The sequence below is a fragment of the Stenotrophomonas sp. 78350_Sma genome (assembly GCF_056482105.1).
In genome coordinates this window covers 1,116,992-1,140,950 of sequence record NZ_CM151182.1, presented here as the reverse complement: position 1 = coordinate 1,140,950, position 23,959 = coordinate 1,116,992, and the positions used below count along the sequence as shown (strand labels likewise).

Genomic DNA, 23,959 nt, shown 5'->3' with positions numbered 1-23,959 from the left:
CGTGCCACGCGCACGCGCCGGCCAGCCCCCTTCCGGCCAACGGCCGGTACTGCTGCTGGCCGGCCATGGTGCCGCCCGCGGCACGGCAATGGGGCGCGCCCGCGTGCGCCTGCCGCATGCATTGGAAGTGGCCGAGCAGCGCGTTGCCGCCAACCAGGTCGAGGCCGAACTGGCCCGCCTGCACCGTGCGCTGGATGCCGCACGCACGGAGATGCACGAGCTGCGCCAGCGCCTGCATGGAGCGCTGAACCAGGAAGTGGGTGAGTTCCTCGACCTGCATGCGCTGCTGCTGGACGATCCCGAGCTGCTGTATGGCCTGGACGAACTGATCCGCAGCGGACCGTACAGCGCCGGCTATGCATTGCGCCTGCAGCGCGACCGCCTGGCCAAAGTCTTCGACGGCATGGACGATGCCTATCTGAAGAGCCGCATGGACGACCTCGACCATGTGATCGGCCGCATCCATGCCTTCCTGCAGCCCGAGCGCCCGCCGGCGGTGAAAGGCCTGGCCGGGGAAATCCTGGTCTGCGATAACATCGCCCCGTCCGAGCTGGCACAGCTGCAGGCACAGGGCGTGGTCGGCATCGTCACCGCCGCCGGCAGCGCGCTCTCGCACAGCGCGATCCTGGCGCGCAGCCTGCACCTGCCCCTGATCGTCAACGTGCCGCAGCTGCTCAGCCGCATCGCCGATGGCGACGTGCTGATCATCGATGGTGCCGACGGCAGCATCACCGCCAATCCGCAGGCCGACAATCTGCGCGACTACCGCGCACGACTGAAGGAACACGCGCGCGAACAGCGCGAGCTTGGCCGCCTGCGCAGCAAGCCCAGCCGCACCCGCGACCAGGTCGACATCGCCCTGCTGGCCAATGCCGAATCGCTGGAGGACGTGACCCAGGCGCATGCGCTGGGCGCCCACGGCCTGGGCCTGTACCGCACCGAATTCCTGTTCCTGCAGCGCAACGAGCTGCCGGACGAAGAAGAACAGTTCCAGACCTACCGCGATGCCGCACTGGGCATGAGCGGGCGACCGGTGACCATCCGCACCCTCGACCTGGGTGCGGACAAGGCCGACCGCACCGGCCTGACCCTGAGCAACGAAGAGAACCCGGCGCTCGGCCTGCGCGGCGTACGCCTGTCGCTGGCACGGCCGAAGGTAGCCGACACCCAGCTGCGCGCGATCCTGCGCGCCTCGGCCTACGGAAAGCTGCGGGTGCTGGTGCCGATGGTCAGCACCCGCGAGGAGCTGCTGGCGGTGCGCCGGCGCATGCTCAAGCTGACCGAACAGCTGCGCGGCGAAGGCCACATGGTGTCCGACCATGTGCCGCTGGGCGCGATGATCGAAGTGCCGGCGGCCGCGCTGGCGCTGGAGAGCTTCATCGATCTGGTCGACTTCCTGTCGATCGGCACCAACGATCTGGTGCAGTACCTGCTGGCGGCCGACCGCAACAATGAAGCGCTGGGCGAGCTGTATTCGCCATTGCACCCGGCGGTGCTGCGGCTGCTGCAGATGGTGATCGAGACCGGCGCGCGCCACCGCATCCCGGTGGCGGTCTGTGGCGAGATGGCCGGCGATGCACGGATGACCCCGCTGCTGCTGGCACTGGGCCTGACCGAATTCAGCCTGCACCCGGGCACGCTGCTGGAAGTACGCCGCGCGATCCGCGAGGCCGACCTGGCGACGTTGCGTGCACGCGCACCCAAGCTGCTGGCCGCGCGCGACCGCCGCGCGATCGAACGCTGGCTGGCACTGGTGGCCGATACGCCCTGACACCACCCGCTCGCCGGGCATGCACGCCTGGGGTCGGATCCCTTTTCCGCGGGAAAAGGGATCTGACCCCGTCTCGTTGCCGCCGGGGTATCCGGTGAAACATCCCCTTGCGATAATGACGCGCTGAACACCCCTGTTGCCGCATCCTTGCCGGGATCGCGGCTTTTCTTATCCCCGCGGGAGCTGCGATGGCTGAAGCTGTACGCCACGACAAGACTGCACGCCAACTGCGGATGCTGTCCGATGCACTGGACAGCGGCCGGCTGGGCCCGGTGCGGCGCCTGGTCAACACCCTGGCCCCGGCCGAGATCGGCAACCTGCTCGAATCGCTGCCGCCGGGCAAGCGCGAGGTGGTGTGGGGCCTGGTCGATCCGGAAGATGATGGCGAGGTGCTGGTCCACGTCGGCGACGACGTGCGCGAAAGCCTGCTCGCGGACATGGACCCGGACGAGATCATCGCCGCGGTCGAAGACCTGGACATCGACGATCTGGCCGACCTGGTCGAAGACCTGCCGGACACGGTCATCGACGAAGTCCTCAAGTCGATGGACCGCGAGAACCGCGAGCGCCTGGAACAGGTGCTGTCCTATCCCGAGGACAGTGCCGGCCGCCTGATGAACCCGGACGTGGTGACCGTGCGCGCCGACGTCAATGTCGACGTCGTGCTGCGCTACCTGCGCCTGCGCGGTGAACTGCCCGACCACACCGACCACCTGTTCGTGGTCAGCCGCCGCCATCAGTACCTCGGCCGGGTGTCGCTGGCGGCACTGGTGACCCACGAGGACACCACGCCGATCAACCGCCTGATCGACGACGAGCAGCCAGCCATCGACGTCGGCGAGAGCGACCAGGAAGTCGCCCGCCAGTTCTCCGACCATGACTGGATCTCCGCGCCAGTAGTGGACGACAACAACATCCTGATCGGCCGCATCACCATCGATGACGTGGTCGACATCATCCGCGGCCAGGCCGAGCACCAGGCGCTGGGCGCCGCCGGTCTGGACGAGGACGAGGATCTGTTCAGCCCGGTCTGGCGCGCGATGCGCCGTCGCCTGATGTGGCTGTCGGTGAACCTGTGCACGGCCTTCCTGGCCTCCAGCGTGGTCGGTCATTTCGAAGGCACCATCGACAAACTGGTGGCACTGGCGGTGCTGATGCCGATCGTCGCCGGCCTCGGCGGCAACGCCGGTACCCAGGTGCTGGCACTGATGGTGCGCGGCCTGGCGCTGGGCCAGGTGGGCGCCTCCAATGCCCGCACCCTGCTGTGGAAGGAAGTACGGGTCGCGCTGCTGAACGGCGTGATGCTGGGTTCGGTGCTGGGCCTGATCGTGCTGGCCTGGTTCCACTCGCCCGGGTTGTCCGCAGTGATTGCCATCGCACTGACCTGCAACCTCCTGTTCGCTGCATTGGCAGGCGTGCTGGTGCCGTTGACGCTGAAACGCTTCGGCTTCGACCCGGCGCTGGCCAGCGGCATCTTCCTGACCGCCGTGACCGACTCGATGGGCTTCTTCACCTTCCTCGGCCTGGCCACCCTGGTGCTGCTGCACTGAACCCTGCAGGGTCGGATCCCCGCCACGCCGGGCTCTGCCCGGATCCCAACTGGAACACCCATGGCAACGACGATCGAAAACTACTTCCAGCCCGGCTGGCGCGACCAGCAGCACACCTGCCCGGCCTGCGAATGGAAGGGCAGCTCGCGCGCCATGGAAATGGAACTGGACGAGGACGCCACCGAGTACGACTGCCCGGTCTGCGAAAACCCGCTGCTGGTGGTACTGCACCCGGACATGGCGCAGGTGCAGGCCGCCGCTGCCGAAGGCAATGCCGAAGCACGGGAGCAGTTGGAGATCATCGCCAGCTTTCCTCGGCCGGAGTGACGCGGTGCATGATGCTGCGTTGACCCGCCGCGCACTACGATGCAGGTGACCCTACTGCCTCGGGAAGTCCCATGGTCCGTTCGATGTCGCGCTGGCTGCCGCTGCTGGCCGTACTGATGATGTCCGGTTGTGCCTCGTTGCCGGACAGTGCGCGCGGGCATTTCGAGGGCCGCGCGGTGAAGGTGGATGGCGAGACCGCCTACTACCAGGTCTTCATTCCTGCCGGCGTCCGGGCCTCCGCCCCGGGCAGCGCAGCCACGCAGGGCGGACCCCCGGTCATCCTGTTCCTGCATGGCTCGGGCGAGCGCGGCGCCGATGGCGTCAAGCAGACCTACTCGGGACTGGGCCCCTATCTGCGCGAGCATCCCGACTTCCCGGCCCTGGTGGTGTTTCCACAGGCACCGCGCCATTCCGAATGGAGCGGGCGCAACAACCGCATGGCCCTGGCCGCACTGGACGCGATCGTCGCCGAGTTCGGCGCCGACCCGGCACGGCAGTACCTGACCGGCATGTCGATGGGCGGTTACGGCAGCTGGAACATCGGCCTGGACGACCCGCATCGTTTTGCCGCGATCGTGCCGGTATGCGGTGCCGTGTTCGCACCGCGCGCGAAGCGACCGACCCTGTTCGTCGAGCAGGTCGCACAGGAGTCAGATCCGTATGCGGTGATCGCCCAACGCCTGCGGCAGACGCCGATCTGGATCTTCCACGGCGCACTCGATGATGTGGTGCCGCCGGACGACGACCGCCGGCTGCACAGCGCCTTCCAGAGCGCCACCGCGCGCGACGTGCGCTATACCGAGTACCCGGAAGGCAACCACAATGCCTGGGACGCCACCTACGCCGACCCGGCGATGTGGGCCTGGCTGTTCGCGCAGAAGCGATGAACCGCAGCTTCTGGTAGCTGCCAACCTTGGTTGGCATTGACTGCTCTGGTAGTTGCCAACCTTGGTTGGCATTGACTGCTTTGGTAGTTGCCAACCTTGGTTGGCATTGACTGCTTTGGTAGTTGCCAACCTTGGTTGGCATTGACTGCTTTGGTAGTTACCAACCTTGGTTGGCACTGGCCTACCTGAAACCAAGCCTTTCCCCGATGTTCACTGAAAGCAGGCCCGCCCATGCTTGCTCCATGCAGAACACCCGTCTCCTGCTCGGCCGTCACTCCAGCATCGGCCTCAGCTATATCCTCACCACCGTCGTCCATGACCGCGCGCCGCTCTTCACCAACGCCGCAGCGGCCGCCTTGGCAGTCCGCGAATTCCAGCGACTGGATCAGGAAGGCTTCACCCGCTCGATTGCCTACGTGGTCATGCCCGACCACATCCACTGGCTAGTCGAACTACGTGCGGGAACGCTGGAAACCGTCATGAAGCGTTTCAAGTCGCGCACAGCCCAGCAGGCAAACCGATTGCTGGGGCGAGTCGGGCGCTTCTGGCAGGCCTGCTATCACGATCATGCGATCCGCTCTGACGAATCGTTGCACCGGCATGCGATGTACCTGATGGGAAATCCGACCAGGGCCGGGCTGACGACGCGGCTTGGGCAATATCCCCATGCATGGTGCGAATGGGAGCTTGGGGCGTCATGTGATCTGCCCGATGACATTAGCACCGGTGGATAGTGCCAACCAAGGTTGGCATCTACCAAAACAGTGCGCGCACGAACCGGGCGGTGAGTGTGTCAACCAAGGTTGACACCTACCCCACCAGGGCAGGTCAGCCCAGCAGGGTTTCCAGCACGGCCATGCGCACGGCGACGCCGTTGGCGACCTGCCGCAGTACCCACGACTGCGGGCCGTCGGCCACGTCGTCGGTCACTTCCACGCCGCGGTTGATCGGGCCCGGGTGCAGCACCGCTGCATCCTTGCCGGCGCGGGCCAGACGATCATTGGTCAGGCCGTACTGGGCGTGGTACTGCTCCAGCGACGGCACCAGGCCTTCTTCCATGCGCTCGCGCTGCAGGCGCAGCATCATCAGCGCGTCGACGCCTTCCAGCATCGCGTCGAAGTCATCGCCGACCACGCAGCCCTTCAGGGTCTCGTCGTCCGGCAGCAGCGACTGCGGGCCGCACACGCGGATCTCGCCCACGCCCAGCGTACGCAGCGCGTGCAGGTCGGTGCGGGCCACGCGCGAGTGCTTCACGTCGCCGACGATCACCACCTTCAGCTTCGAGAAATCCGGGCCCTTGGCCTGGCGCAGGGTCAGCATGTCCAGCAGGCCCTGGGTCGGGTGCGAACTGCGGCCGTCACCGGCATTGATCAGCGCGGTGCCCTCGCCCGCGGCGTCGGCCAGTGCGGCCACGGCGCCGTCATCGGGGTGGCGTACCACGAAGCCGCGCACGCCCATTGCTTCCAGGTTGCGCAGGGTGTCGCAGGCGGTTTCGCCCTTGCGCGTGGACGAGGTCGAGGCATCGAAGTTCAGCACGTCGGCGCCCAGGCGCTGCGCGGCCAACTGGAACGAGCTGCGGGTGCGCGTGGACGGTTCGAAGAACAGCGTGCACACCGCCGAACCGGCCAGCACGTGGCGCTTGTTGCCAACGCGGCCGACCGCGGCATCGCGGATCTGTCCCGCCCGGTCAAGCAGCTGCAGCAGGGTCTCGCGCGGCAGGCCCTCCAGGGTCAACAGGTGGCGCAGGCGTCCGGAGGCATCGATTTGCTGGGCAGTCATGGCGGGAGTCGGCAGTCAGGGAATGGGGGTGGCGTCGTCCGGCGACGACAGCCAGCGGTCGATGATCACCGCCGCGGCCACGGCATCGAGGGCGGCCGCATCACGGCGGCGCTTGCGCCCTTCGGCGCGCTCGACAGCGAAGCGGCGGGCGGCCTCGACCGAGCTGGAACGCTCGTCGATCATCACCACTGGCAGCTTGAAACGTTCCCGCAGCTGGCGGGCAAAGCCCTGCGCGCGCTTGCGGTTGGGCTGGTCCTGGCCGTCCAGGGTCAGCGGGTCGCCCACCACCAGGCCGTCGGGCTTCCATTCCTTGAGCAGGCGTTCGATCGCGGTCCAGTCCGGGCCGTTGCCGTGCACATCGACCACGGCCACCGCGCGCGCATGCGCGGCGAAGGCACTGCCGATGGCCACGCCGATCCGGCGCGAGCCGACATCGAAACCCAGGACCGTGCCGTCACGGCGGATGGCCGGGGCAGCAGGGTCCGGCGCGGGCGTGACGGGCTCAGACATGGCCGCTGTAGTCGGTCAGCCGGAACAGGTCGACGCCGATGCGCGAGGCCGCACCCTGCCAGCGCTGCTCCAGCGGCAGCTGGAACACCAGTTCGGCATCGGCCGGCACGGTCAGCCAGCTGTTCTCGGACAGCTCGCTTTCCAGCTGCCCTGCGCCCCAACCGGCACAGCCGAGGGTGACCACGGCATTGGCCGGGCCTTCGCCGCGCGCCATCGCTTCAAGAATGTCGCGCGAAGTGGTCAGGTACAGGCCGTCGCCCACGGTCAGGCTGGAATCCCACGCCCGCGCGTCGTCATGGATGACGAAGCCGCGCTCGGGATGCACCGGGCCACCGTTGAGCACCATGCGCGCCTGCAGGTCGCCATCACCGGTGGTGATGTCCATCTGCGCGAGCACTTCTCCCAGCGTGTATTCGGACGGCTGGTTGACCAGCACGCCCATCGCCCCGTTCTCGTCGTGCTGGCAGATCAGCGCGACGCTGCGGGCAAAGGTCGCGTCGAGCAGCGACGGCAGCGCGACGAGCAGGTGATCGGCAAGGGAGGTCGGCGTTACAGGCATGGGCCCATTCTACCTGCTGGGCGCGGGATGGTCGCGCGATGGCGCCGAACAGCGATGGGCTAGGATGGTGCTTTGCCATGGAAGGTCATCGATGCAGTCTTCATCGCCCCTGACCCTGCCGGCACGCAGCGCCATCGTCCTGATTGCCCTGCTGCAGGGTCTGATGCTGTATGCCGCGCAGGAACTGTCCGATGCGTGGCCGTTCCGCGATATCGGCTGGCGCTACTGCTGGTACGCCTGGGCGCTGGCCATTCCCAGCGCGGTGGCGTTGAGCCTGGTCGAGCTGGGCCAGCGCCGCCTGTGGCTGCAGGCCGTGCTCGGCTCGGCGGTGGTGCTGGCGCTGGCCGCCTGGATCGGCTGGAACCTCACTGGCGAGACCGCGCTGGAGTCGAGCGCGCTGCAGTTTCCACTGACCCTGGGCATTGCCGTGGCGGTATTCGTAGCGCTGCCCTGGTGGCAGTTCCAGCTGCAGCACGGGCACTGGCGCGCCAGCTACCCCGAGCTGTTCGAGCGCGCCTGGCAGAACGGCCTGACCCTGGCGCTGGCAACGCTGTTCACCGGATTGACCTGGCTGCTGCTGTGGCTGTGGGCGGCGCTGTTCCAGCTGCTGGACGTGAACGTCTTCCGCGATCTGTTCCGCCAGGATGCATTCATCGCGCTGGCCACCGGCAGCCTGGCCGGCTTCGGCGTGCTGATTGGGCGCACCCAGCACCGCGCGATCCAGATCACCCGCCAGGTGCTGTTCGCGATCTGCCGCGGGCTGCTGCCGCTGCTCTCTTTCATCGCCGTATTGTTCGTGCTGAGCCTGCCGCTTACCGGGCTGGAGCCGCTGTGGAAAACCCGTTCGGCCGCCAGCCTGCTGGTGGTGGTGTCACTGCTGCTGGTGACGTTCACCAATGCGGTCTACCAGCAGGGGGATGACAGTGCACCCTACCCTCTCGTGCTGCGCAGGCTGGTCGAGGCCAGCCTGCTGACGCTGCCGGTGTACGCCGCGCTGGCGCTGTATGCACTGGGCCTGCGCGTGACGCAGTACGGCTGGACCATCGACCGGTTCTGGGCGGTACTCGTCGCATTGGCCGTGACCGGCTATGCCGTGGGCTACGCGCTGGCGGTGCTGCGCCGGCAGCGCCGCTGGTTGCAGATGCTGGAGCCGGTCAACCGCTGGATGTGCTGGGCGGTACTGGCACTGGCATTGCTGGGCAACTCGCCGCTGCTGGACCCGGTGCGGCTGACCCTGTCCAGCCAGCTGGCGCGGCTGCGCGCGGACCCGCCGGCGATCACCAGCAGCGACGTCAACGTGCTGCGCTTCGATCTTGGACGCCGTGGCGTGCAGGCGCTGCGCGAGCTGCAGCGTGATCCAGCCATCACCGCCGATGCCAATGCGCCGCAGGTGATCGCTGCAGCGTTGGCACGTACCTCACGCTGGGACGACGGCCATCGCCTCGACAAGGGGCCGCAGGACGTCACCGCACTGCAGCGTGCGCTGAAGCTGGCCAAGGGATCCAGCTCGCCGCCGGACGATTGGTGGCAGGCACTGGCCACGCGCGCGATCAATGGCGAATCCTGCGCCCAGAGCGAGCGCGACTGCCTGATCGTGCATCGCGACCTGGACGGCGATGGCACCGGCGAAGTGCTGCTGTGCGAGCTGTACACCCACCGTGGGCCGGACTGCGTGCTGTACGCACGTGGCAGTGATACCCACTGGCGCCGGGCCGGTTCGCTGTTCGGCACCGCGAGCGGCCAGGCCAAAGCGATCAACCAGGCACTGCGTGATGGCGAGCTCACTCTCGAACCGCCACGCTGGCCGATGCTGTCCATCGGCGGGCGCCCTGCGCTGGCCATCGATCCCGAACCCGAATCCAACGAGTCTTTCCCATGAGCGGTTACTGCCTCATCGCCCCGGGCCATCCGGTGCACGACTACTACCACGCCAACGAGTACGGCTTCCCGCAGCGGGACGAGCGCGAACTGTTCGAGCGGCTGGTGCTGGAAATCAACCAGGCCGGCCTGAGCTGGGAAACGATCCTGAAGAAGCGCGAGGGCTTCCGCACGGCCTATGACGGCTTCGATGTGGACCGGGTGGCAGCGTATGCCGAGCAGGACATCGAGCGGCTGCTTTCGGACGCCGGCATCATCCGCAACCGGCTGAAGGTGCTGGCGGCGATCCACAACGCACAGGTGATCCAGCAGCTGCGGGCCAGCCACGGCAGCTTCGCGGCGTGGCTGGACGCGCACCATCCGCGCAGCAAGGCCGACTGGGTGAAGCTGTTCAGGAAGACGTTCCGCTTCACCGGCGGCGAGATCACCGGCGAATTCCTGATGAGCCTGGGCTACCTGCCCGGTGCGCACGCCGAGGACTGCCCGGTGCATGCGCGGCTGCTGACGCTGTCGCCGCCGTGGCTGCAGGCCTCCCGGTAGTGCCGGCCGCTGGCCGGCAGCCTCGGAATGCTGCAGGTGCTGCCGGCCAGCGGCCGGCACTACCGTCGAATCGTCACACGCCCATGTAACGGCCCGGGCGGTGGTTGAACATCAGCACCAGGCTGAGCACCACCGCGCCGATGGCCGAGTACAGCACCTTCGACGGCGACAACACGAAGAACGCGGCCACCATCAGGCAGGCGTCGTAGGACATCTGCACCTTGCCCGCGCTCCAGCCACGGGTGCGCTGCAGGTACACCGCCAGGATGCCGATGCCGCCAAGGCTGGCGCGGTGGCGGATGAAGAACAGGATGCCCAGGCCGGACAACGCACCGCCCACGATCGCCGAATACAGCGGGTGGATGTGCGAGAAGTCGATCCAGCGCGGCAGCAGGTCGGTCAGCACGCCACAGGCGGTGACCGCGGCGAAGGTCTTCAGGGTGAATTCCCAGCCCATGCGCCGCAGCGCCACCCAGTAGAACGGCAGGTTGACCAGCACGAACACCACGCCGAAGTTCCAGTCCAGCGCGTAATGCAGCAGGAAGGCCATGCCGGCCATGCCGCCGATCATCAGCCCGCTCTTGGCGAAGATCGCCAGGCCCAGCGAGGCCACCATCGTGGCCAGCACCATGCCCTGCACATCCTCGGCGATCGAGTGGCGCAGCGCTTTTTCGTCGGCGGTGGTACCAGCGCTGTCCGGCGGCGGGGTCAGCGGACCAGCGGTGACCAGGTGGCCGTCAGCGTCGTCGCACGGCGCGGGGCCATGGGAGGGAAGGGACATACGGGTGGGGAACAGCAGGTGGGGAGCGCTATTAGACACGATCCGCATGACAGTTGCAGATGAAATCGTTCAGCTGAATGCGCCCCACCCTGCTTGCCCCCTTGCCGATCAGCCCTTGCCGGCCAGATGGTGCGCCACCAGCGCGTTGGCGTGGCCATGGCCCAGGCCGTGCTCACTCTTCAGGAAGCTGACCAGTTCCATGTGCTTGAGCCCCTTCTTCTTCGACAGCAGGCCGAACCAGTGCGCAACCGGCTGCCCGTAGGTCTTCTCGATGGAGGGGAAGTACGAGGCCGGGCCCTTGGGCTTGGTGTCAGTGCTCATGTGCAGCTCCCGTTGAAGTCATTCATTCGACGAACCACAGACGCAGAAATCGACATACCCACACGTCCGACCCAGTGCCGACCAACGGTCGACACCCACCAAAGCAGAATGCCGTTCCAACAGCTCACGGGAAACTGTCGAAGGCGGAGTGGGTCCGGTTGAGGGGGCGTGAGCCGCATGGATGCGGCGACCGAGCCTACATGGACGTATTTACGGCGTTCCCCTCAACCGGCCCCACCCCGCCATCCCACGGGATGCACGCATTTGACGTTGACGTTGCCTTGGCTTGAAGCAGGTGCCGGGCGCAGCCCGGCCGTATCATCCCGTCATGCCCCGCGAAAATCTCAACGACCTGCAGGCCTTCGTCCACGTTGCCCGCGAGGGCAGCTTCACCAAGGCCGCCGCCCAACTGGGCGTCTCCCAGTCCGCGCTCAGCCATGCCATGCGCGGCCTGGAACAGCGCCTCGGCGTGCGCCTGCTGACCCGTACCACCCGCAGCGTGTCCACCACCGAAGCCGGCGCCCGCCTGCTCGACACCCTGGGCCCACGCCTGGCCGAGATCGAGGATGGGCTGGCCGCACTGGCCGAGTACCGGGAACGCCCGGCCGGCACCATCCGCATCAATGCCACCGGCCACGCCGCCGAGTACATCGCCTGGCCGAGGCTGGCGCCGCTGCTTCAGCAGTATCCGGACCTGAAGGTGGAACTGGCGGCCGACTACGGGCTGGCCGACATCGTGGCCGAGCGCTACGACATCGGCATCCGCCTCGGCGAGCGGCTGGCCCGTGACATGATCGCGGTGCCGATCAGCCCGCCGCTGCGCATGCGCGTGGTCGGCGCACCCAGCTACTTCCGCCAGCATGTGGTGCCACGGCATCCGGACGAACTGGCCGACCACAACTGCGTGACCCTGCGCCTGCCCACGCATGGCGGGCTGATGCCGTGGGATTTCGGCCAGGACGGCAACGAACTCAGTGTGCGCGTGTCCGGCCAGTGGACCTTCAACACCATGGGCATGACCCGCGCCGCTGCGCTGGCCGGCAGCGGACTGGCCTGGCTGCCGGAAGACCAGGTGCAGCCGATGCTGGACGAGGGCCGCCTGCAGTCGGTGCTGGACGACTGGTGCCCGCACTTCGATGGCTACTACGCGTACTACCCGTCGCGCCGCCACGTGACCGTGGCGATGCGCACGGTGCTTGATGCGCTGCGTGGGCCGATGGGGTGAGGGTTGAGGAGTGCGGACCAACAGTCCGCACCCACCAGCGATCCGCACCCACCTGGTGGTCAGCCCTTGGCCTGGGCCGCACGCTGCGGGTTATAGCGCTCGCCGACGATCGACACTTCGTCCAGCGCCTGCGCGATGCGCTGCAGTTCCTCGGGCGCCAGCTGCAGGTCGGCCGCGCCCAGGTTTTCTTCCAGGCGGTGGACCTTGGTGGTGCCCGGGATCGGCACGATCCACGGCGCCTGCGCCAGCAGCCAGGCCAATGCCACCTGCGCCGGGGTCGCCCCCCGCGCCACGGCGATCGTGCTGATGCGATCCACCAGCGCCTGGTTGGCACGACGCGCTTCCACTTCGAAACGCGGCACGGTGTTGCGGAAGTCGTTGGCGTCGAAGGTGGTGTCGGCGTTGATCGCACCGGTCAGGAAACCGCGGCCGAGCGGGCTGAACGGCACGAAGCCGATGCCCAGTTCCTGCAGCGTCGGCAGCAGTTCGCGTTCCGGCTCGCGCCACCACAGCGAGTACTCGCTCTGCACGGCAGCCACCGGCTGCACCGCGTGCGCGCGGCGCACGGTGGCGGCACTGGCCTCGGACAGGCCGAAGTGGCCGACCTTGCCCTCGGCGATCAGATCGCGCACGGTGCCGGCCACGTCCTCGATCGGCACGTTCGGGTCGACACGGTGCTGGTAGAACAGGTCGATGTGGTCGGTACGCAGGCGCTTGAGACTGGCTTCGGCCACCGCACGGATGTTCTCCGGGCGGCTGTCCAAACCGGTGTCGACACGCGCATCCTTGAAACCGAACTTGGTGGCGATCACCAGCGTGTCGCGGTACGGCGCCAACGCCTCGCCAAGCAGATCTTCATTGGTGTACGGGCCGTACACCTCGGCGGTGTCGAAGAAGGTCACGCCGCGTTCAACGGCGGCCTGCAGCAGGGCGATGCCCTGGCTGCGCTCGACCGGCTGGCCATAGCCATGGCTCAGGCCCATGCAGCCCAGGCCCAGGGCGGAAACCTTCAGGCCACTGCGGCCGAGTTCACGTGTCTGCATCGTCGTGCTCCAGAGGGGGAGCGCTGACGATACGCCCGCTTGGGCGATGGATTGAACCGACGGGATGGCAGTCGGTCATGACTGGAATTCATCAATCCAGTCACGACCGTTGCCGGCCGGGTCACCGGATCTCCGAGATCTCCACGCCATCCAGCCCCTGCGACAGGGTGCGGGCGTCGCCGCCCTGGCTGAGCTTGATGCGCAGGCGTACCTCGTTCTGCGAATCGGCGTAGCGCAGCGCGTCCTCGTAGCTGATCTCGCCGGCCTGGTACAGCTCGAACAGGCTCTGGTCGAAGGTCTTCATGCCCAGCTGGACCGAGTCCTTCATCACTTCCTTCAGCTTGTGGATCTCGCCGTCGCGGATGTAGTCCTGCACCAGCGGCGTGCCGAGCAGGATCTCCATGGCAACCTTGCGCGAACGGCCATCGGGAGACGGCACCAGCTGCTGCGCGACCACGCCCTTGAGGTTCAGCGACAGGTCCATCAGCAGCTGGTTGCGGCGGTCTTCCGGGAAGAAGTTGACGATGCGGTCCATCGCCTGGTTGGCGTTGTTGGCATGCAGGGTGCACAGCACCAGGTGGCCGGTCTCGGCGAAGGCGATGGCGTGGTCCATGCCTTCGCGGGTACGCACCTCGCCGATCATGATCACGTCCGGCGCCTGGCGCAGGGTGTTCTTCAACGCGGCTTCCCAGCTGTCGGTATCGATGCCGACTTCACGCTGGGTGATGATGCAGCCTTCGTGCTTGTGCACGAACTCGATCGGGTCTTCGATGGTGATGATGTGGCCGGTCGAATTCTGGTTGCGGTAGCCGATCATCGCCGCCAGCGACGTCGATTTGCCGGTGCCGGTGGCACCGACGAACAGGATGATGCCGCGCTTGGTCATCGCCAGCGTCTTGATGATCGGCGGCAGGCTCAACTCTTCCACGGTCGGAATGCGCGTCTCGATGCGACGCAGCACCATGCCGACCTGGTTGCGCTGGTAGAAGCAGCTCACGCGGAAGCGGCCGACACCGGACAGGCCGATGGCGAAGTTGCATTCGTGGGTCTTCTCGAACTCCTCGCGCTGTGCCGGGGTCATCACGTTGAGGACCAGGTCGCGGCTCTGCTGCGGCGTGAGCGGGGTCTGCGTGATCGGCGAGATCTTGCCGTTGACCTTCATCGCCGGCGGCATGCCAGCGGTGATGAACAGGTCCGAGGCGCGCTGGTGCGCCATCAGCTTGAGGAACGAAGTGAAATCGATGGTGGTCGCGGTGGTGTTCACGGCGGGCTCCCAATGGGGCATGTACCAGGAAACGGTCGGTGGAGGAAACGGCGCGGGAACGGCGGCGCACTGGCGCACGCCGCCCCGCTGCTGCCCCGCCTTACTCGAACAGGCGCTTGTCCTTGGCGTACTCGCGGGCCTGGTTGCGGGTGATCAGGCTGCGCTTGACCAGGTCCTGCAGGTGCTGGTCCAGGGTCATCATGCCGTACTGCTGGCCGGTCTGGATGGCCGAGTACATCTGCGCCACCTTGTCCTCGCGGATCAGGTTGCGGATGGCCGGGGTGCCGACCATGATTTCCCACGCTGCGGTACGACCGCCGCCAACCTTCTTCAGCAGCGCCTGCGAGATCACCGCACGCAGCGATTCGGACAGCATCGAGCGCACCATCGGCTTTTCGCCGGCCGGGAATACGTCGATGATGCGGTCGATGGTCTTGGCCGCCGAACTGGTGTGCAGGGTGCCGAACACCAGATGGCCGGTCTCCGCGGCGGTCAGCGCCAGGCGGATGGTTTCCAGATCGCGAAGTTCGCCGACCAGGATGATGTCCGGGTCCTCACGCAGTGCCGAGCGCAGCGCTTCATTGAAGCCATGCGTGTCACGGTGCACTTCGCGCTGGTTGATCAGGCACTTCTGCGAGGTGTGCACGAATTCGATCGGATCCTCGACGGTGAGGATGTGGCCGTACTCGTTCTTGTTGATGTAGTCGATCATCGCCGCCAGCGTGGTCGACTTGCCCGAGCCGGTCGGGCCGGTCACCAGGATCAGGCCCTGCGGCTGCTGGATCACCTCGCGGAACAGCGGCGGGCAGGCCAGGTCCTCGAGGGTGAGCACCTCGGACGGAATGGTACGGAACACCGCACCGGCACCGCGGTTCTGGTTGAACGCGTTCACTCGGAAGCGCGCCAGCGATGGAATCTCGAAGGAGAAGTCCACTTCGAGGAATTCCTCGTAATCGCGGCGCTGCTTGTCGGACATGATGTCGTACACCAGCGCATGGACCTGCTTGTGGTCCAGGGCTGGGATGTTGATCCGGCGAACGTCGCCGTCCACGCGGATCATCGGCGGCAGGCCTGCGGACAGGTGCAGGTCGGACGCTTTGTTCTTTACGGAAAACGCCAACAGTTCGGCGATATCCATGAGCGGCTACTCCCCAATAACGGCTTCGACTGGAAGGATCTTTCCCCGGGCGGCAGTATAGCCTCCTGATTCAACGGAACGCGTTACGTGGCCACTCCCCTGCCCCAGATCCTGAGCAACCTGCATGCCGCCGCCGAGGGCGCGGGCAGGCCCGATCCACGCCTGCTGGCGGTGTCCAAGACCCAGCCGGCCGAGGCTGTGGCCGCGCTGGCCGCACAAGGCCAGCACGCCTTCGGCGAGAACTACGTGCAGGAAGCGCTCGCCAAGATGCAGGCGCTGCAGCACCTGGCGCTGGAATGGCACCTGATCGGCCACCTGCAGTCGAACAAGGCCGATGCCGTGGCCAGCCATTTCGACTGGGTGCAGAGCGTGGACCGCCCCAAGCTGGTGACCGCGCTGGCACGCCATCGCCCGGCCGCGCGCGGCCCGCTGAACGTGCTGATCCAGGTCAACATCGACGACGAATCCAGCAAGCATGGCTGTGCACCGGAAGAAGTGGATGCACTGGCCGCCGCGATTGCCGCCGAACCCACCCTGCGCCTGCGCGGACTGATGGCGATTCCCGCGCCATGGCCCGAGGCCGAGCGCCGTCGGGATGCATTCGTGCGCATGCGCACACTTTTCCAGTCGCTGGCTGCCCAGCACGCGCAGGTCGACACGCTGTCGATGGGCATGAGCAGCGACTACGCCGAAGCCATCGCCGAGGGTGCCACCCTGGTGCGCATCGGCACCGCCCTGTTCGGCGCCCGCCCGCGCCCGGCCTGATTTTCCAAGGAGACTTCCATGGCAGCTGATTCCATCACCTTCATCGGCGGCGGCAACATGGCCCGCAGCCTGATCGCCGGCCTGATCCGCCAGGGCGTGCCGGCCGTGCACATCCACGTGGCGGAGCCGGTGACCGAACTGCGCCAGGCGCTGGCCGCCGACTTCGGCGTGCAGGTGCACGACAACGCCGCCGATGCCGCCGCGCAGGGCGGCACCTGGCTGCTGGCGGTGAAGCCGCAGGTGCTGCGCGATGTCTGCCAGTCGCTGCAGGCACTGGCCCAGGCAAACCAGCCGCTGGTGGTATCGATTGCCGCGGGCATCACCAGCACGCAGCTGGAACGCTGGCTGGGCGGCAATCTGCCGGTGGTGCGTGCGATGCCGAACACCCCGGCCCTGCTTGGCGCCGGCGTGACCGGCCTGTACGCCACGCCCTCGGTGGACGCGCAGCAGCACGCGCAGGCCGAACAGGTGCTGGCCAGTGCCGGGCGCACGGTGTGGATCGACAGCGAACCGCTGATGGATTCGGTCACTGCTGTATCCGGCAGCGGACCGGCCTATGTGTTCCTGCTGGCCGAAGCGATGGAAGCAGCAGGTATCGCCCAGGGCCTGCCGGCCGACGCCGCGCGCACGCTGGTGGTGCAGACCCTGCTGGGTGCCTCGCGCATGCTGGATGAGGCTGGTGAGAGCCCGGCCGAGCTGCGCCGCCGCGTGACCTCGCCGAACGGCACCACCCAGGCCGCCATCGAGAGCTTCCAGGCCGGTGGCTTCGAGGCGCTGGTGGACACGGCGCTGCGCGCCGCGCAGGTGCGTGGACAGGAACTGTCTGCGGCGAATGATTGATCCCCTGGGGTCAGATCCCTTTGCCGAGGCAAAGGGATCTGACCCCATCTACCCGATGATCACCGCCCCAATGTGGTCATGACGAAATCAACGAAGCACTGCAACCGCGGGCGCGGCCTGCGGTCGGGCAGGTAGATCAGGTGCATCGGCCGCGGTTCGGGCAGGTAGCCGCGCAGCAGCGGCTTCAGGCGCCCGGCGGCAATTTCGGCAGCCAGCAACGCCGTCGGTTGCAACACCAGGCCGGCACCGGCCACGGCAGCTTCACGCAACGCGAAGCCATCGTTGCAGGTCAGGCGTGCGTCCCAATCCACCTGTTCGCCATTGGCCAGCTGCCAGCCGTGGCCACCACGCCAGGCCAGGTGGCTCAGGCAGTCGTGCCCTTCCAGATCATCGGGTGTGCGCGGCGTGCCGCGCCGGCGCAGGTACGCGGGCGCCGCGCACAGGCTCATCGCGTACGGCGGCAGCGGTCGCGCCACCACTTCCTGCGACGGCAGCGGCCCCACCCGGATCGCCACGTCGAAACCATCCTCGATCAGGTCCACGCGGCGGTTGCTCAGGTCCAGCTCGATGTTCAACTGCGGCTGCGCGCGCAACAGCGTGGCCAGCTGCGGAGCCAGCACACAGCTGCCCCAGGTGGTCGGCGCGCTGACCCGCAGCAGGCCGCGTGGCTGCACCTGCAGGCCGGCCACATCCGCCTCGGCCTGCTGCACCTGCTCCAGCACCTGCCGGCAACCGGCCAGGTAGGCCCCGCCGGCTTCGGTCAGGCGTTGGCGGCGGGTGTTCCGCTGCAGCAAGGCCGTGCCCAGATGCGCCTCCAGCTGCTGGATGTACTTGCCGACCATCACCGCCGACACCTGCAGCTGTTCGGCAGCCCCTGCAAAGCTCCCGCGCTCGGCCACGGCGACGAAGGCCTGCATGCAGCGCAACGTATCCATTACTAATCCAGAGTTAGGAATCAGCGAAGCATACGCTCCTTACCTAACCCCTTTGTGAGGGTGCAGACTGCGCCCATCCCCCTCCTCAAGGAACGGCCATGAAGATTCTCCTCGTCGGTGCCAGCGGCACCCTCGGCCAGGCAGTCGCCCGCCAGCTCGGCCAGCATCACCAGATCCTTGCCGCCGGTCGCCACAGTGGCGAACTGCGCGTTGACCTGACCGACGATGCCAGCGTTGCCGACCTGTTCGCACGCAGCGGACCGGTCGATGCGGTGATCTCCACCACCGGCGCGGTGCACTTCGGCCCGCTGCAGGCGATGACGCCGGCACAGTTCAACCTCGGCCTGCAGGACAAGCTGCTTGGGCAGGTGCGGTTGGCGCTGGCCGCCCAGCACCACCTCAATGCAGGCGGTTCGATCACCCTGACCAGCGGGATCATCAGCGCGCATCCGATCCGCGACGGCGTCAACGCCACCGCAGTGAATGCCGCACTGGAAGGCTTCGTGCGTGCCGCTGCGCTGGAGCTGCTGCCACGTGGCCTGCGCATCAACGTGATCAGCCCCAACGTGCTGGTCGAGTCGATGGCCGACTACGGCCCCTACTTCCCGGGCTTCGAAGCGGTGACCGCACAGCGCGCGGCACTGGGTTACCAGCGCGCGGTGGAAGGCATCCAGAGCGGCGAGACGATCACGGTCTGGTAAGAAAAAGGGGACGGAGGGGATTAAGTCGTTTGTGCACTTGCGACTTAATCCCCTCCGTCCCCTTTTTCATTCCCAGCGCATCGGGCCGTCGCCGCGTTCGCCGAGGACGTCACCGGGGTTGGCCAGGCGGCAGCGCTGCAGCGACAGGCAGCCGCAGCCGATACAGCCGGTCAGCTCATCGCGCAGCAGCTGCAGCATGTGGATGCGCTCCTCCAGCTCGGCGCGCCAGCGCGCGGACAACTTGGCCCAATCCGCCTTGGTCGGTGCGCGGCCGTCGGGCAGGCTCTCGAAGGCCCGGCCGACCGCTTCCAACGGCATGCCCACGCGCTGCGCTACGCGGATCACCGCCAGCCGGCGCAGCACGTCGCGGCTGTAGCGGCGCTGGTTGCCCGAAGTGCGCAGGCTGCTGATCAGCCCCTTGCGCTCGTAGAAGTGCAGCGCCGAAACCGCCACGCCACTGCGCTGGGAGACTTCGCCAACGCTCAGTTCCTGGGACACCATTGCTTGACCTCAACTACAGTTGAGGTGTCATGCTGCTATCTTCGCCGCCTGTTGACAAGCGCGGCCCGCATCTGACCCGTATGACCCCCACGCTCTCCCCCGCCAACGCCAGTTCATCGGCTGACACTTCGATCCTGTCCGCGCGCTACCGCGCCACCACCATCGGCATGGTCGCGCTGGTCGCGCTGCATGCCTTCGAGGCCCTCGCGGTGGCGGCCGCCATGCCGACCGTGGCCGTGGCACTGGACGGCCTGCGCCTGTACGCACTGGCCTTCGGCGGTACCTTGGCCACCAGCGTGATCGGCATGACCCTGGCCGGGCGCTGGGCCGACCAGCATGGGCCGGCACGGCCACTCTGGTACGGGTTGGCCTGCTTCGTGCTGGGCCTGCTGCTGGCTGGCTTTGCCATGCGCATGGGCATGCTGGTGGCAGGGCGCCTGCTGCAGGGCCTGGGTGCGGGTGCGATCTCGGTCTCGCTCTATGTGATGGTCGGGCGCAGCTACCCGGAGCACCTGCGGCCGAAGGTATTCGCCGCGTTCTCCGCAGGCTGGGTGGTGCCGTCAATGATCGGCCCCGCGCTGAGCGGGCTGATCGTGCAGCATCTCGGCTGGCGCTGGGTGTTCCTGGCCGTGCCGCTGCTGGCCATTCCGGCCGCGCTGCTGCTGCGCCCGGCACTCACGCGCATGCAACCCACCGATGGCGGCCTCGCCGACGATGGGCGAGGCAACGTGGTGCGCTGGGCCAGTGGTGCCTCGTTGGCGGCGCTGCTGCTCTACTTCGGCGGCCAGCAGCAGGGCCTGCCTGCACTGCTCTGCATCGGCGTGGCCATGCTGGCCCTGATGTTCTGCGTGCATCGCCTGCTGCCGGCCGGCACATTGATCCTGCGCCGCGGACTGCCCAGCGTGATCGCGCTGCGCGGCGTCGCGGCAGCCGCATTCTTCGCCTGCGAGGCCTATCTGCCCCTGCTGTTGCAGCGCGAACGCGGGCTCTCACCCAGCTGGGCCGGTGCCGTGCTCAGTCTTGGCGCACTGGGCTGGTTCGCCGGTTCATGGCTGCAGGGCCACCAGCAGCGTGGCTGGTCGCGCCAGCAGCTGCTGCGCGTGGGCACACCGCTGATGACGATCGGTATTGCCGCCACACTGGCCGTGCTGTTCAACGCAGTGCCGCTGCCGGTGGCCCTGGTCGGCTGGGCCATGACCGGCTTCGGCATGGGCATGATCTACGGCAGCCTGTCGGTGCTGACGCTGTCATTGTCCGCACCACACGAGCAGGGTGCCAACACCTCGGCACTGCAGCTGAGCGAAGCGCTGTCGGTGACCACCGCGCTGGCGGTTTCCGGCGCACTGTTCGCGCTGTTCGTGCAAAGCGCACCCCATACCGGCTACGTGCTGTGCCTGGCAATCACCTTCGGCCTGGCGCTGCTGGCCACGGTGATCGCGCGGCGGGTGTAGCGCCGCCGGATTGTGGGATTGCCGGCCAGCGGCCGGCACTACCGGGTGCCAGTCCCCATGTCATCGATATCCCGGTGAAGGATGCGCCGCACCTCCAGCACCGCCTGTGGGGTCTCCTGCACGCTGTGGCCGGAAATGATCACCTTCTCCGACAGTGCGGCCGGCAGGTGCGCGCTCCAGTACGGCACCAGCCCATCATCGGACTTTTCCACCGGCAGCTCCGGCTTGCGCTGGGCGATGATCGAGTGGTACTTCAGGCCCGCTTCGATCGGCAGCTGCGCGGACGCCTTCACGAATGGATCGCTGGCCTTGAGATTGTCGATGCTGTTGGGGATCTTGGGCTTGGCCGTACCATCGACCTGCTGTTCGGCCTGCGCCAGCGCCAGGAACACGTCCTCGAACTTGCCGAGGATGGTCAGCGGCAGGCGCACCAGGCGACCGATCAGGCGACCGACCTTGTTGCCGGCGATGTCGGTGCCCTGGTGTGGCGCGGCGATGAAGATCGCGCGCTCCACGTTCGGTTGCGCCTTGAAATGCAGCAGCGGCCCCAGCTTGTTCTGCACCCGCTTCAGGCGCTCGCCCTTCAGGTCGTAGTTGGCCAGCAGGTCATTCCACAGCACGTCGCCAGAGTCGCTGACCAGCAGGCGCGCCAGCACGCCGCCCATGCTGTGCCCGATGTAGACCATGTCCTTCGATGCACGCGTACTGCCATTGGGATCGAAGTGCTTGAGCGTATCGTTGAACGCATTGGCGATCTCGTAGCGGTTCAGCGCGATCGGCGCATTGGTCGGGTAATAGACCTGCCAGACCTGGAACTGCTGGCGCAGCTCGGGGTCGCCCATGATCTCGTTGGCCAGGTTCACCCAGGCTTCCGGGCTGCTGGCCAGGCCGTGCAGCATGAAGATGATGCGGCGGTTCGGGTCCCACGGCTGCATCAGGTAGATGTGCGGTTCGCCGATGCCCTCGCTCATGCCGAACAGGGTGCGCAGTGATTGCCGGGCGAAACCGCTCTGCGCCAGCCACAAGCCGTAGGCAGCCGTGAAGTTGCCGGCCAGCGGCACCTGTTCGCCGTGCAGGGTGATGCGCTCGGTGGCTTCCGGCGAATAGGCATCCAGTTCGACCCGGCGCGTGCGCATCACATCGTCCAGGCTGCTGCCCTCGAAGCGCAGCAGCGCAGTGACGTTGATCGAGGACATCTCGCTGAACTCAGGTACCGAGTCGTCATGGCGATGGCGGCGGCCACGGCGCGCGTCGTCCTCATCCTCCTGCGGCGTCTCGGCCTTGGGGCCATCGGGTGCGATCACCGGCGCGACCAGCTTCGGCGGGTCCATCACCATCACCAGCTCGGCACCGAACCCATCGCGGCGATAGGTACTGCGCAGGCCGACGAAGCTGACCGTGCCAGCCGGCACCAGCTGCGCGGGAATGCTCTTCAGGTTCAGCTGCTGGTAGTTGGAGGCCAGCGACCAGCTGCCGACCGTGAGCGGCTTCGTATAGTCCTCGCCGGCCAGCGCAGCGGCGCGTGCGCGCACGAACAGCACCACCGCCGCCTTCTCTGCCGCGTAGTTGTAGTAGTCACGCACCTGCGTCTGCCGGTCCTCGAAAGCACGATCAGACGGAGACCGACCGCTGTAGAACAGGTAGGCGTAGGCATAGCGCGCCGCTTCCAGCCAGGCATCCAGCGCCGCATCGCTCATCGGCGGATCGCCGGCAGCGGTCTTCTTCGGGGTCAGCGCCAGCGCTGCCTTCACCCACAGTTCGGACAGCGCCGACAACCTCTGCTCGACATTGAGATCGTCGGTCATCAGCAGCGTGCTGCGGCAGACCAGGAAGTCCTTCTCGCACTGCGACTCGTCCAGGCCTGCCGCGCTGAGCGTCTCGCGCGCGGCCGGGCTGAGCTTGCCGGTGTTGAGCACGTCGGCACGCTTGTTGACCAGCGAATCACTGGATTTGACCTGCTTGACGGTGACCATCGCGCAGCCACTGCTGCCCAGCAGCAGGAAGACGGCGAACAACACCGGCAGCAGGCGCTGCCAGCGGGATGGGAAGAATCGTGTCATTACTGCGGGTCCTGCTCGGTGCCGGGCACGCCCTGGCGGATTGCGGTGGAGAAATTGGCGCCATCGCCCAGGTCCAGCGCACGCTGGGTGATGCGGCCCTTGTCGTGCAGCTCGGCGTACGGCACGCCCGGGGTGAGCGCGCCGACCTCCTGCGCGTACTCGGCCAGGTAACCGGACAACAGCAGGCGGTAATCCAGCGGCAGGCGCGGTGCGATGTGGCGGGCCAGGTCGAAGACGATCGTGGTGCAGTTGCTGGTCAACGTGTTGTAGAAGCCGGGCTTCGCATCCAGTTCACGGGCCTGCGCAATGTACGCAGCGAACAGTTCCTTCAGCTGCGCGCGGTCCATGCCATGCAGCCGGTACAGGTAGACATCCTCGCCACGCGCATTGGTGCGTGTGCGGATGATGTCGGTCTCCTCCGACGCCACCAGGGTCATCTCGAACTTGCGGAAGAAACCGCCCAGTGCCGAGAACGATTCACCGCGTTCCTTGCGGATCTCCAGCGAGAACACCACGTGGCGGCCATCCTCGAAGCCGAACGAGATCAGCGTGTGGGCGATGGCCGGGCCCATCCAGTACGACAGCACCAGGTCGGCCGAGCGCAGCTGGTCCAGGTCGTACTCGCGACGCACCCAGTGCGCGTCATAGTCGGTCTCGGTGCGCCAGGTGAAATCACGCACGTTGTTGAACACCACGTGGCGGCCATCGAAGGACACCACGTGCAGACGCTGCGCGACGTCGTCGGCCCACAGGCGGTCCTGGCGCGGGGTCAGCAGCAACCACCAAAGCACGGCCAGCGCCAGCGACGCGCCGAACATCAGGCCCGACCTGCGTGAACCGCGGCCACGCGCGATCCGCCACGACGCCCACAGGGCAACCAGCAGCCACAGCACGGCCACGCCGATGGCCAACCAGCCCGGCCCCGGCAACTGGTACGCCAGCACCCCGGTCACCCACAGCGCCGCCAGCGCTGTGGCACTTCCTGTCATCCAACGTCCTGCGGCGTTCACTGGCATCCTGTCGCGGTCTTGAAGCCGCATAGTTAGCCACAAGCCGGATCAGCGTGGCATCTACGGTCCGTTCAGGCTGGCCGGCGCAGGGTCGGCAGCGGCCCTTGCGGCCGCCTTCCACCA

General features: G+C 67.2%; 24 protein-coding genes. 12 read left to right on the top strand and 12 right to left on the bottom strand.

Translation table 11 applies throughout. The annotated features are described in order from the left end of the window. The first annotated feature begins 1 nt into the window (after nucleotide 1). From ptsP to ACZK4H_RS05210, 5 genes are all read left to right on the top strand, one after another. Entirely contained in the window at nucleotides 2-1,771 is a 1,770-nt protein-coding gene (gene ptsP, locus ACZK4H_RS05230; protein WP_099553976.1) for a phosphoenolpyruvate--protein phosphotransferase, read from the top strand. Nucleotides 1,772-1,959: 188 nt separating this feature from the next. Next, a complete protein-coding gene (gene mgtE / locus ACZK4H_RS05225) occupies nucleotides 1,960-3,321 on the top strand; it encodes a magnesium transporter (protein WP_005408383.1) in 1,362 nt (453 codons plus the stop codon). 60 nt (nucleotides 3,322-3,381) lie between these two features. Then, the gene (locus tag ACZK4H_RS05220) at nucleotides 3,382-3,648 is read left to right on the top strand and encodes a hypothetical protein (RefSeq protein ID WP_099553974.1); all 267 of its coding nucleotides are present in this window, start codon (nucleotides 3,382-3,384) and stop codon (nucleotides 3,646-3,648) included. Between the two features lie 71 nt (nucleotides 3,649-3,719). After that, nucleotides 3,720-4,535: a carboxylesterase family protein gene (locus ACZK4H_RS05215; RefSeq protein WP_099553972.1), complete on the top strand. Its 816-nt coding sequence runs from the start codon at nucleotides 3,720-3,722 to the stop codon at nucleotides 4,533-4,535. 242 nt (nucleotides 4,536-4,777) lie between these two features. Further along, a complete protein-coding gene (locus tag ACZK4H_RS05210; protein ID WP_099553970.1) occupies nucleotides 4,778-5,269 on the top strand; it encodes an REP-associated tyrosine transposase in 492 nt (163 codons plus the stop codon). Between the two features lie 94 nt (nucleotides 5,270-5,363). Here ACZK4H_RS05210 and ACZK4H_RS05205 read toward each other — a convergent pair whose 3' ends face one another. From ACZK4H_RS05205 to ACZK4H_RS05195, 3 genes are read right to left on the bottom strand one after another with little or no spacing between them, the layout of a single operon-like run. Next, nucleotides 5,364-6,314, bottom strand: a complete 951-nt coding sequence (locus tag ACZK4H_RS05205; protein ID WP_099553968.1) for an aspartate carbamoyltransferase catalytic subunit — start codon at nucleotides 6,312-6,314, stop codon at nucleotides 5,364-5,366. A gap of 15 nt (nucleotides 6,315-6,329) precedes the next feature. Further along, nucleotides 6,330-6,824, bottom strand: a complete 495-nt coding sequence (gene ruvX / locus ACZK4H_RS05200; protein ID WP_099553967.1) for a Holliday junction resolvase RuvX — start codon at nucleotides 6,822-6,824, stop codon at nucleotides 6,330-6,332. Further along, nucleotides 6,817-7,383: a YqgE/AlgH family protein gene (locus ACZK4H_RS05195; RefSeq protein ID WP_005408377.1), complete on the bottom strand. Its 567-nt coding sequence runs from the start codon at nucleotides 7,381-7,383 to the stop codon at nucleotides 6,817-6,819. Before ACZK4H_RS05195 ends, ruvX begins: the two co-directional genes overlap by 8 nt. A gap of 91 nt (nucleotides 7,384-7,474) precedes the next feature. Between ACZK4H_RS05195 and ACZK4H_RS05190 the strand changes: the two genes are divergently transcribed. After that, the gene (locus tag ACZK4H_RS05190) at nucleotides 7,475-9,262 is read left to right on the top strand and encodes a DUF4153 domain-containing protein (protein WP_099553965.1); all 1,788 of its coding nucleotides are present in this window, start codon (nucleotides 7,475-7,477) and stop codon (nucleotides 9,260-9,262) included. After that, complete coding sequence (locus ACZK4H_RS05185; RefSeq protein WP_099553963.1) at nucleotides 9,259-9,801, top strand: DNA-3-methyladenine glycosylase I; 543 nt, start codon at nucleotides 9,259-9,261, stop codon at nucleotides 9,799-9,801. The genes ACZK4H_RS05190 and ACZK4H_RS05185 overlap by 4 nt, the downstream gene beginning before the upstream one ends. Before the next feature lie 73 nt (nucleotides 9,802-9,874). On the opposite strand, the gene ACZK4H_RS05180 is transcribed toward ACZK4H_RS05185, so the two are convergent. Continuing rightward, nucleotides 9,875-10,582: a YitT family protein gene (locus ACZK4H_RS05180; RefSeq protein ID WP_099553961.1), complete on the bottom strand. Its 708-nt coding sequence runs from the start codon at nucleotides 10,580-10,582 to the stop codon at nucleotides 9,875-9,877. Nucleotides 10,583-10,690: 108 nt separating this feature from the next. Next, on the bottom strand, nucleotides 10,691-10,903 hold the full coding sequence (locus ACZK4H_RS05175; RefSeq protein ID WP_099553959.1) for a DUF4287 domain-containing protein: 213 nt from the start codon (nucleotides 10,901-10,903) through the stop codon (nucleotides 10,691-10,693). A gap of 328 nt (nucleotides 10,904-11,231) precedes the next feature. Here ACZK4H_RS05175 and ACZK4H_RS05170 point away from each other — a divergent pair, with 328 nt between their 5' ends. After that, nucleotides 11,232-12,128 (top strand): LysR family transcriptional regulator, encoded by an 897-nt coding sequence (locus ACZK4H_RS05170; RefSeq protein ID WP_099553957.1) that lies wholly within the window; start codon nucleotides 11,232-11,234, stop codon nucleotides 12,126-12,128. 59 nt (nucleotides 12,129-12,187) lie between these two features. Here ACZK4H_RS05170 and ACZK4H_RS05165 read toward each other — a convergent pair whose 3' ends face one another. The 3 genes from ACZK4H_RS05165 to ACZK4H_RS05155 form a co-directional block, all read right to left on the bottom strand. Continuing rightward, nucleotides 12,188-13,171 carry an aldo/keto reductase gene (locus ACZK4H_RS05165; protein ID WP_099553954.1) on the bottom strand — a complete coding sequence of 328 codons (984 nt, stop codon included), beginning with the start codon at nucleotides 13,169-13,171 and terminating at the stop codon, nucleotides 12,188-12,190. A 121-nt stretch (nucleotides 13,172-13,292) separates the two neighbouring features. Next, entirely contained in the window at nucleotides 13,293-14,456 is a 1,164-nt protein-coding gene (locus ACZK4H_RS05160; protein ID WP_049400675.1) for a PilT/PilU family type 4a pilus ATPase, read from the bottom strand. Nucleotides 14,457-14,535: 79 nt separating this feature from the next. After that, nucleotides 14,536-15,573: a type IV pilus twitching motility protein PilT gene (locus ACZK4H_RS05155; protein ID WP_004147099.1), complete on the bottom strand. Its 1,038-nt coding sequence runs from the start codon at nucleotides 15,571-15,573 to the stop codon at nucleotides 14,536-14,538. Nucleotides 15,574-15,660: 87 nt separating this feature from the next. Here ACZK4H_RS05155 and ACZK4H_RS05150 point away from each other — a divergent pair, with 87 nt between their 5' ends. Beyond that, a complete protein-coding gene (locus ACZK4H_RS05150; RefSeq protein ID WP_099553952.1) occupies nucleotides 15,661-16,338 on the top strand; it encodes a YggS family pyridoxal phosphate-dependent enzyme in 678 nt (225 codons plus the stop codon). Nucleotides 16,339-16,356: 18 nt separating this feature from the next. After that, complete coding sequence (gene proC / locus ACZK4H_RS05145) at nucleotides 16,357-17,178, top strand: pyrroline-5-carboxylate reductase (protein WP_099553950.1); 822 nt, start codon at nucleotides 16,357-16,359, stop codon at nucleotides 17,176-17,178. Nucleotides 17,179-17,237: 59 nt separating this feature from the next. Here the strand turns inward: proC and ACZK4H_RS05140 are convergent, their stop codons facing one another. Continuing rightward, the gene (locus ACZK4H_RS05140) at nucleotides 17,238-18,113 is read right to left on the bottom strand and encodes a LysR family transcriptional regulator (protein ID WP_099553948.1); all 876 of its coding nucleotides are present in this window, start codon (nucleotides 18,111-18,113) and stop codon (nucleotides 17,238-17,240) included. Between the two features lie 98 nt (nucleotides 18,114-18,211). Between ACZK4H_RS05140 and ACZK4H_RS05135 the strand changes: the two genes are divergently transcribed. Then, complete coding sequence (locus ACZK4H_RS05135; RefSeq protein WP_099553946.1) at nucleotides 18,212-18,814, top strand: short chain dehydrogenase; 603 nt, start codon at nucleotides 18,212-18,214, stop codon at nucleotides 18,812-18,814. Between the two features lie 66 nt (nucleotides 18,815-18,880). Here ACZK4H_RS05135 and soxR read toward each other — a convergent pair whose 3' ends face one another. Next, entirely contained in the window at nucleotides 18,881-19,315 is a 435-nt protein-coding gene (gene soxR, locus ACZK4H_RS05130; protein WP_099553943.1) for a redox-sensitive transcriptional activator SoxR, read from the bottom strand. 29 nt (nucleotides 19,316-19,344) lie between these two features. Between soxR and ACZK4H_RS05125 the strand changes: the two genes are divergently transcribed. Then, nucleotides 19,345-20,766: an MFS transporter gene (locus ACZK4H_RS05125; RefSeq protein ID WP_099553941.1), complete on the top strand. Its 1,422-nt coding sequence runs from the start codon at nucleotides 19,345-19,347 to the stop codon at nucleotides 20,764-20,766. A 38-nt stretch (nucleotides 20,767-20,804) separates the two neighbouring features. On the opposite strand, the gene ACZK4H_RS05120 is transcribed toward ACZK4H_RS05125, so the two are convergent. Next, nucleotides 20,805-22,826, bottom strand: coding sequence for an esterase/lipase family protein (locus ACZK4H_RS05120; protein ID WP_099553939.1), 2,022 nt, complete (start codon nucleotides 22,824-22,826; stop codon nucleotides 20,805-20,807). Continuing rightward, nucleotides 22,826-23,815: an Lnb N-terminal periplasmic domain-containing protein gene (locus ACZK4H_RS05115; protein WP_099553937.1), complete on the bottom strand. Its 990-nt coding sequence runs from the start codon at nucleotides 23,813-23,815 to the stop codon at nucleotides 22,826-22,828. The genes ACZK4H_RS05120 and ACZK4H_RS05115 overlap by 1 nt, the downstream gene beginning before the upstream one ends. Between the last annotated feature and the right edge of the window lie 144 nt (nucleotides 23,816-23,959).

Excerpts from the sequence above, each read along its gene's own strand:
- mgtE (WP_005408383.1), top strand. The coding sequence starts at position 1,960 with ATGGCTGAAGCTGTACGCCACGACAAGACTGCACGCCAACTGCGGATG.
- ACZK4H_RS05220 (WP_099553974.1), top strand. The coding sequence starts at position 3,382 with ATGGCAACGACGATCGAAAACTACTTCCAGCCCGGCTGGCGCGACCAG.
- ACZK4H_RS05215 (WP_099553972.1), top strand. The coding sequence starts at position 3,720 with ATGGTCCGTTCGATGTCGCGCTGGCTGCCGCTGCTGGCCGTACTGATG.
- ACZK4H_RS05210 (WP_099553970.1), top strand. The coding sequence starts at position 4,778 with ATGCAGAACACCCGTCTCCTGCTCGGCCGTCACTCCAGCATCGGCCTC.
- ACZK4H_RS05205 (WP_099553968.1), bottom strand. The coding sequence starts at position 6,314 with ATGACTGCCCAGCAAATCGATGCCTCCGGACGCCTGCGCCACCTGTTG.
- ruvX (WP_099553967.1), bottom strand. The coding sequence starts at position 6,824 with ATGTCTGAGCCCGTCACGCCCGCGCCGGACCCTGCTGCCCCGGCCATC.
- ACZK4H_RS05195 (WP_005408377.1), bottom strand. The coding sequence starts at position 7,383 with ATGCCTGTAACGCCGACCTCCCTTGCCGATCACCTGCTCGTCGCGCTG.
- ACZK4H_RS05190 (WP_099553965.1), top strand. The coding sequence starts at position 7,475 with ATGCAGTCTTCATCGCCCCTGACCCTGCCGGCACGCAGCGCCATCGTC.
- ACZK4H_RS05185 (WP_099553963.1), top strand. The coding sequence starts at position 9,259 with ATGAGCGGTTACTGCCTCATCGCCCCGGGCCATCCGGTGCACGACTAC.
- ACZK4H_RS05180 (WP_099553961.1), bottom strand. The coding sequence starts at position 10,582 with ATGTCCCTTCCCTCCCATGGCCCCGCGCCGTGCGACGACGCTGACGGC.
- ACZK4H_RS05175 (WP_099553959.1), bottom strand. The coding sequence starts at position 10,903 with ATGAGCACTGACACCAAGCCCAAGGGCCCGGCCTCGTACTTCCCCTCC.
- ACZK4H_RS05170 (WP_099553957.1), top strand. The coding sequence starts at position 11,232 with ATGCCCCGCGAAAATCTCAACGACCTGCAGGCCTTCGTCCACGTTGCC.
- ACZK4H_RS05165 (WP_099553954.1), bottom strand. The coding sequence starts at position 13,171 with ATGCAGACACGTGAACTCGGCCGCAGTGGCCTGAAGGTTTCCGCCCTG.
- ACZK4H_RS05160 (WP_049400675.1), bottom strand. The coding sequence starts at position 14,456 with ATGCCCCATTGGGAGCCCGCCGTGAACACCACCGCGACCACCATCGAT.
- ACZK4H_RS05155 (WP_004147099.1), bottom strand. The coding sequence starts at position 15,573 with ATGGATATCGCCGAACTGTTGGCGTTTTCCGTAAAGAACAAAGCGTCC.
- proC (WP_099553950.1), top strand. The coding sequence starts at position 16,357 with ATGGCAGCTGATTCCATCACCTTCATCGGCGGCGGCAACATGGCCCGC.
- ACZK4H_RS05140 (WP_099553948.1), bottom strand. The coding sequence starts at position 18,113 with ATGGATACGTTGCGCTGCATGCAGGCCTTCGTCGCCGTGGCCGAGCGC.
- ACZK4H_RS05135 (WP_099553946.1), top strand. The coding sequence starts at position 18,212 with ATGAAGATTCTCCTCGTCGGTGCCAGCGGCACCCTCGGCCAGGCAGTC.
- soxR (WP_099553943.1), bottom strand. The coding sequence starts at position 19,315 with ATGGTGTCCCAGGAACTGAGCGTTGGCGAAGTCTCCCAGCGCAGTGGC.
- ACZK4H_RS05125 (WP_099553941.1), top strand. The coding sequence starts at position 19,345 with ATGCTGCTATCTTCGCCGCCTGTTGACAAGCGCGGCCCGCATCTGACC.
- ACZK4H_RS05120 (WP_099553939.1), bottom strand. The coding sequence starts at position 22,826 with ATGACACGATTCTTCCCATCCCGCTGGCAGCGCCTGCTGCCGGTGTTG.
- ACZK4H_RS05115 (WP_099553937.1), bottom strand. The coding sequence starts at position 23,815 with ATGACAGGAAGTGCCACAGCGCTGGCGGCGCTGTGGGTGACCGGGGTG.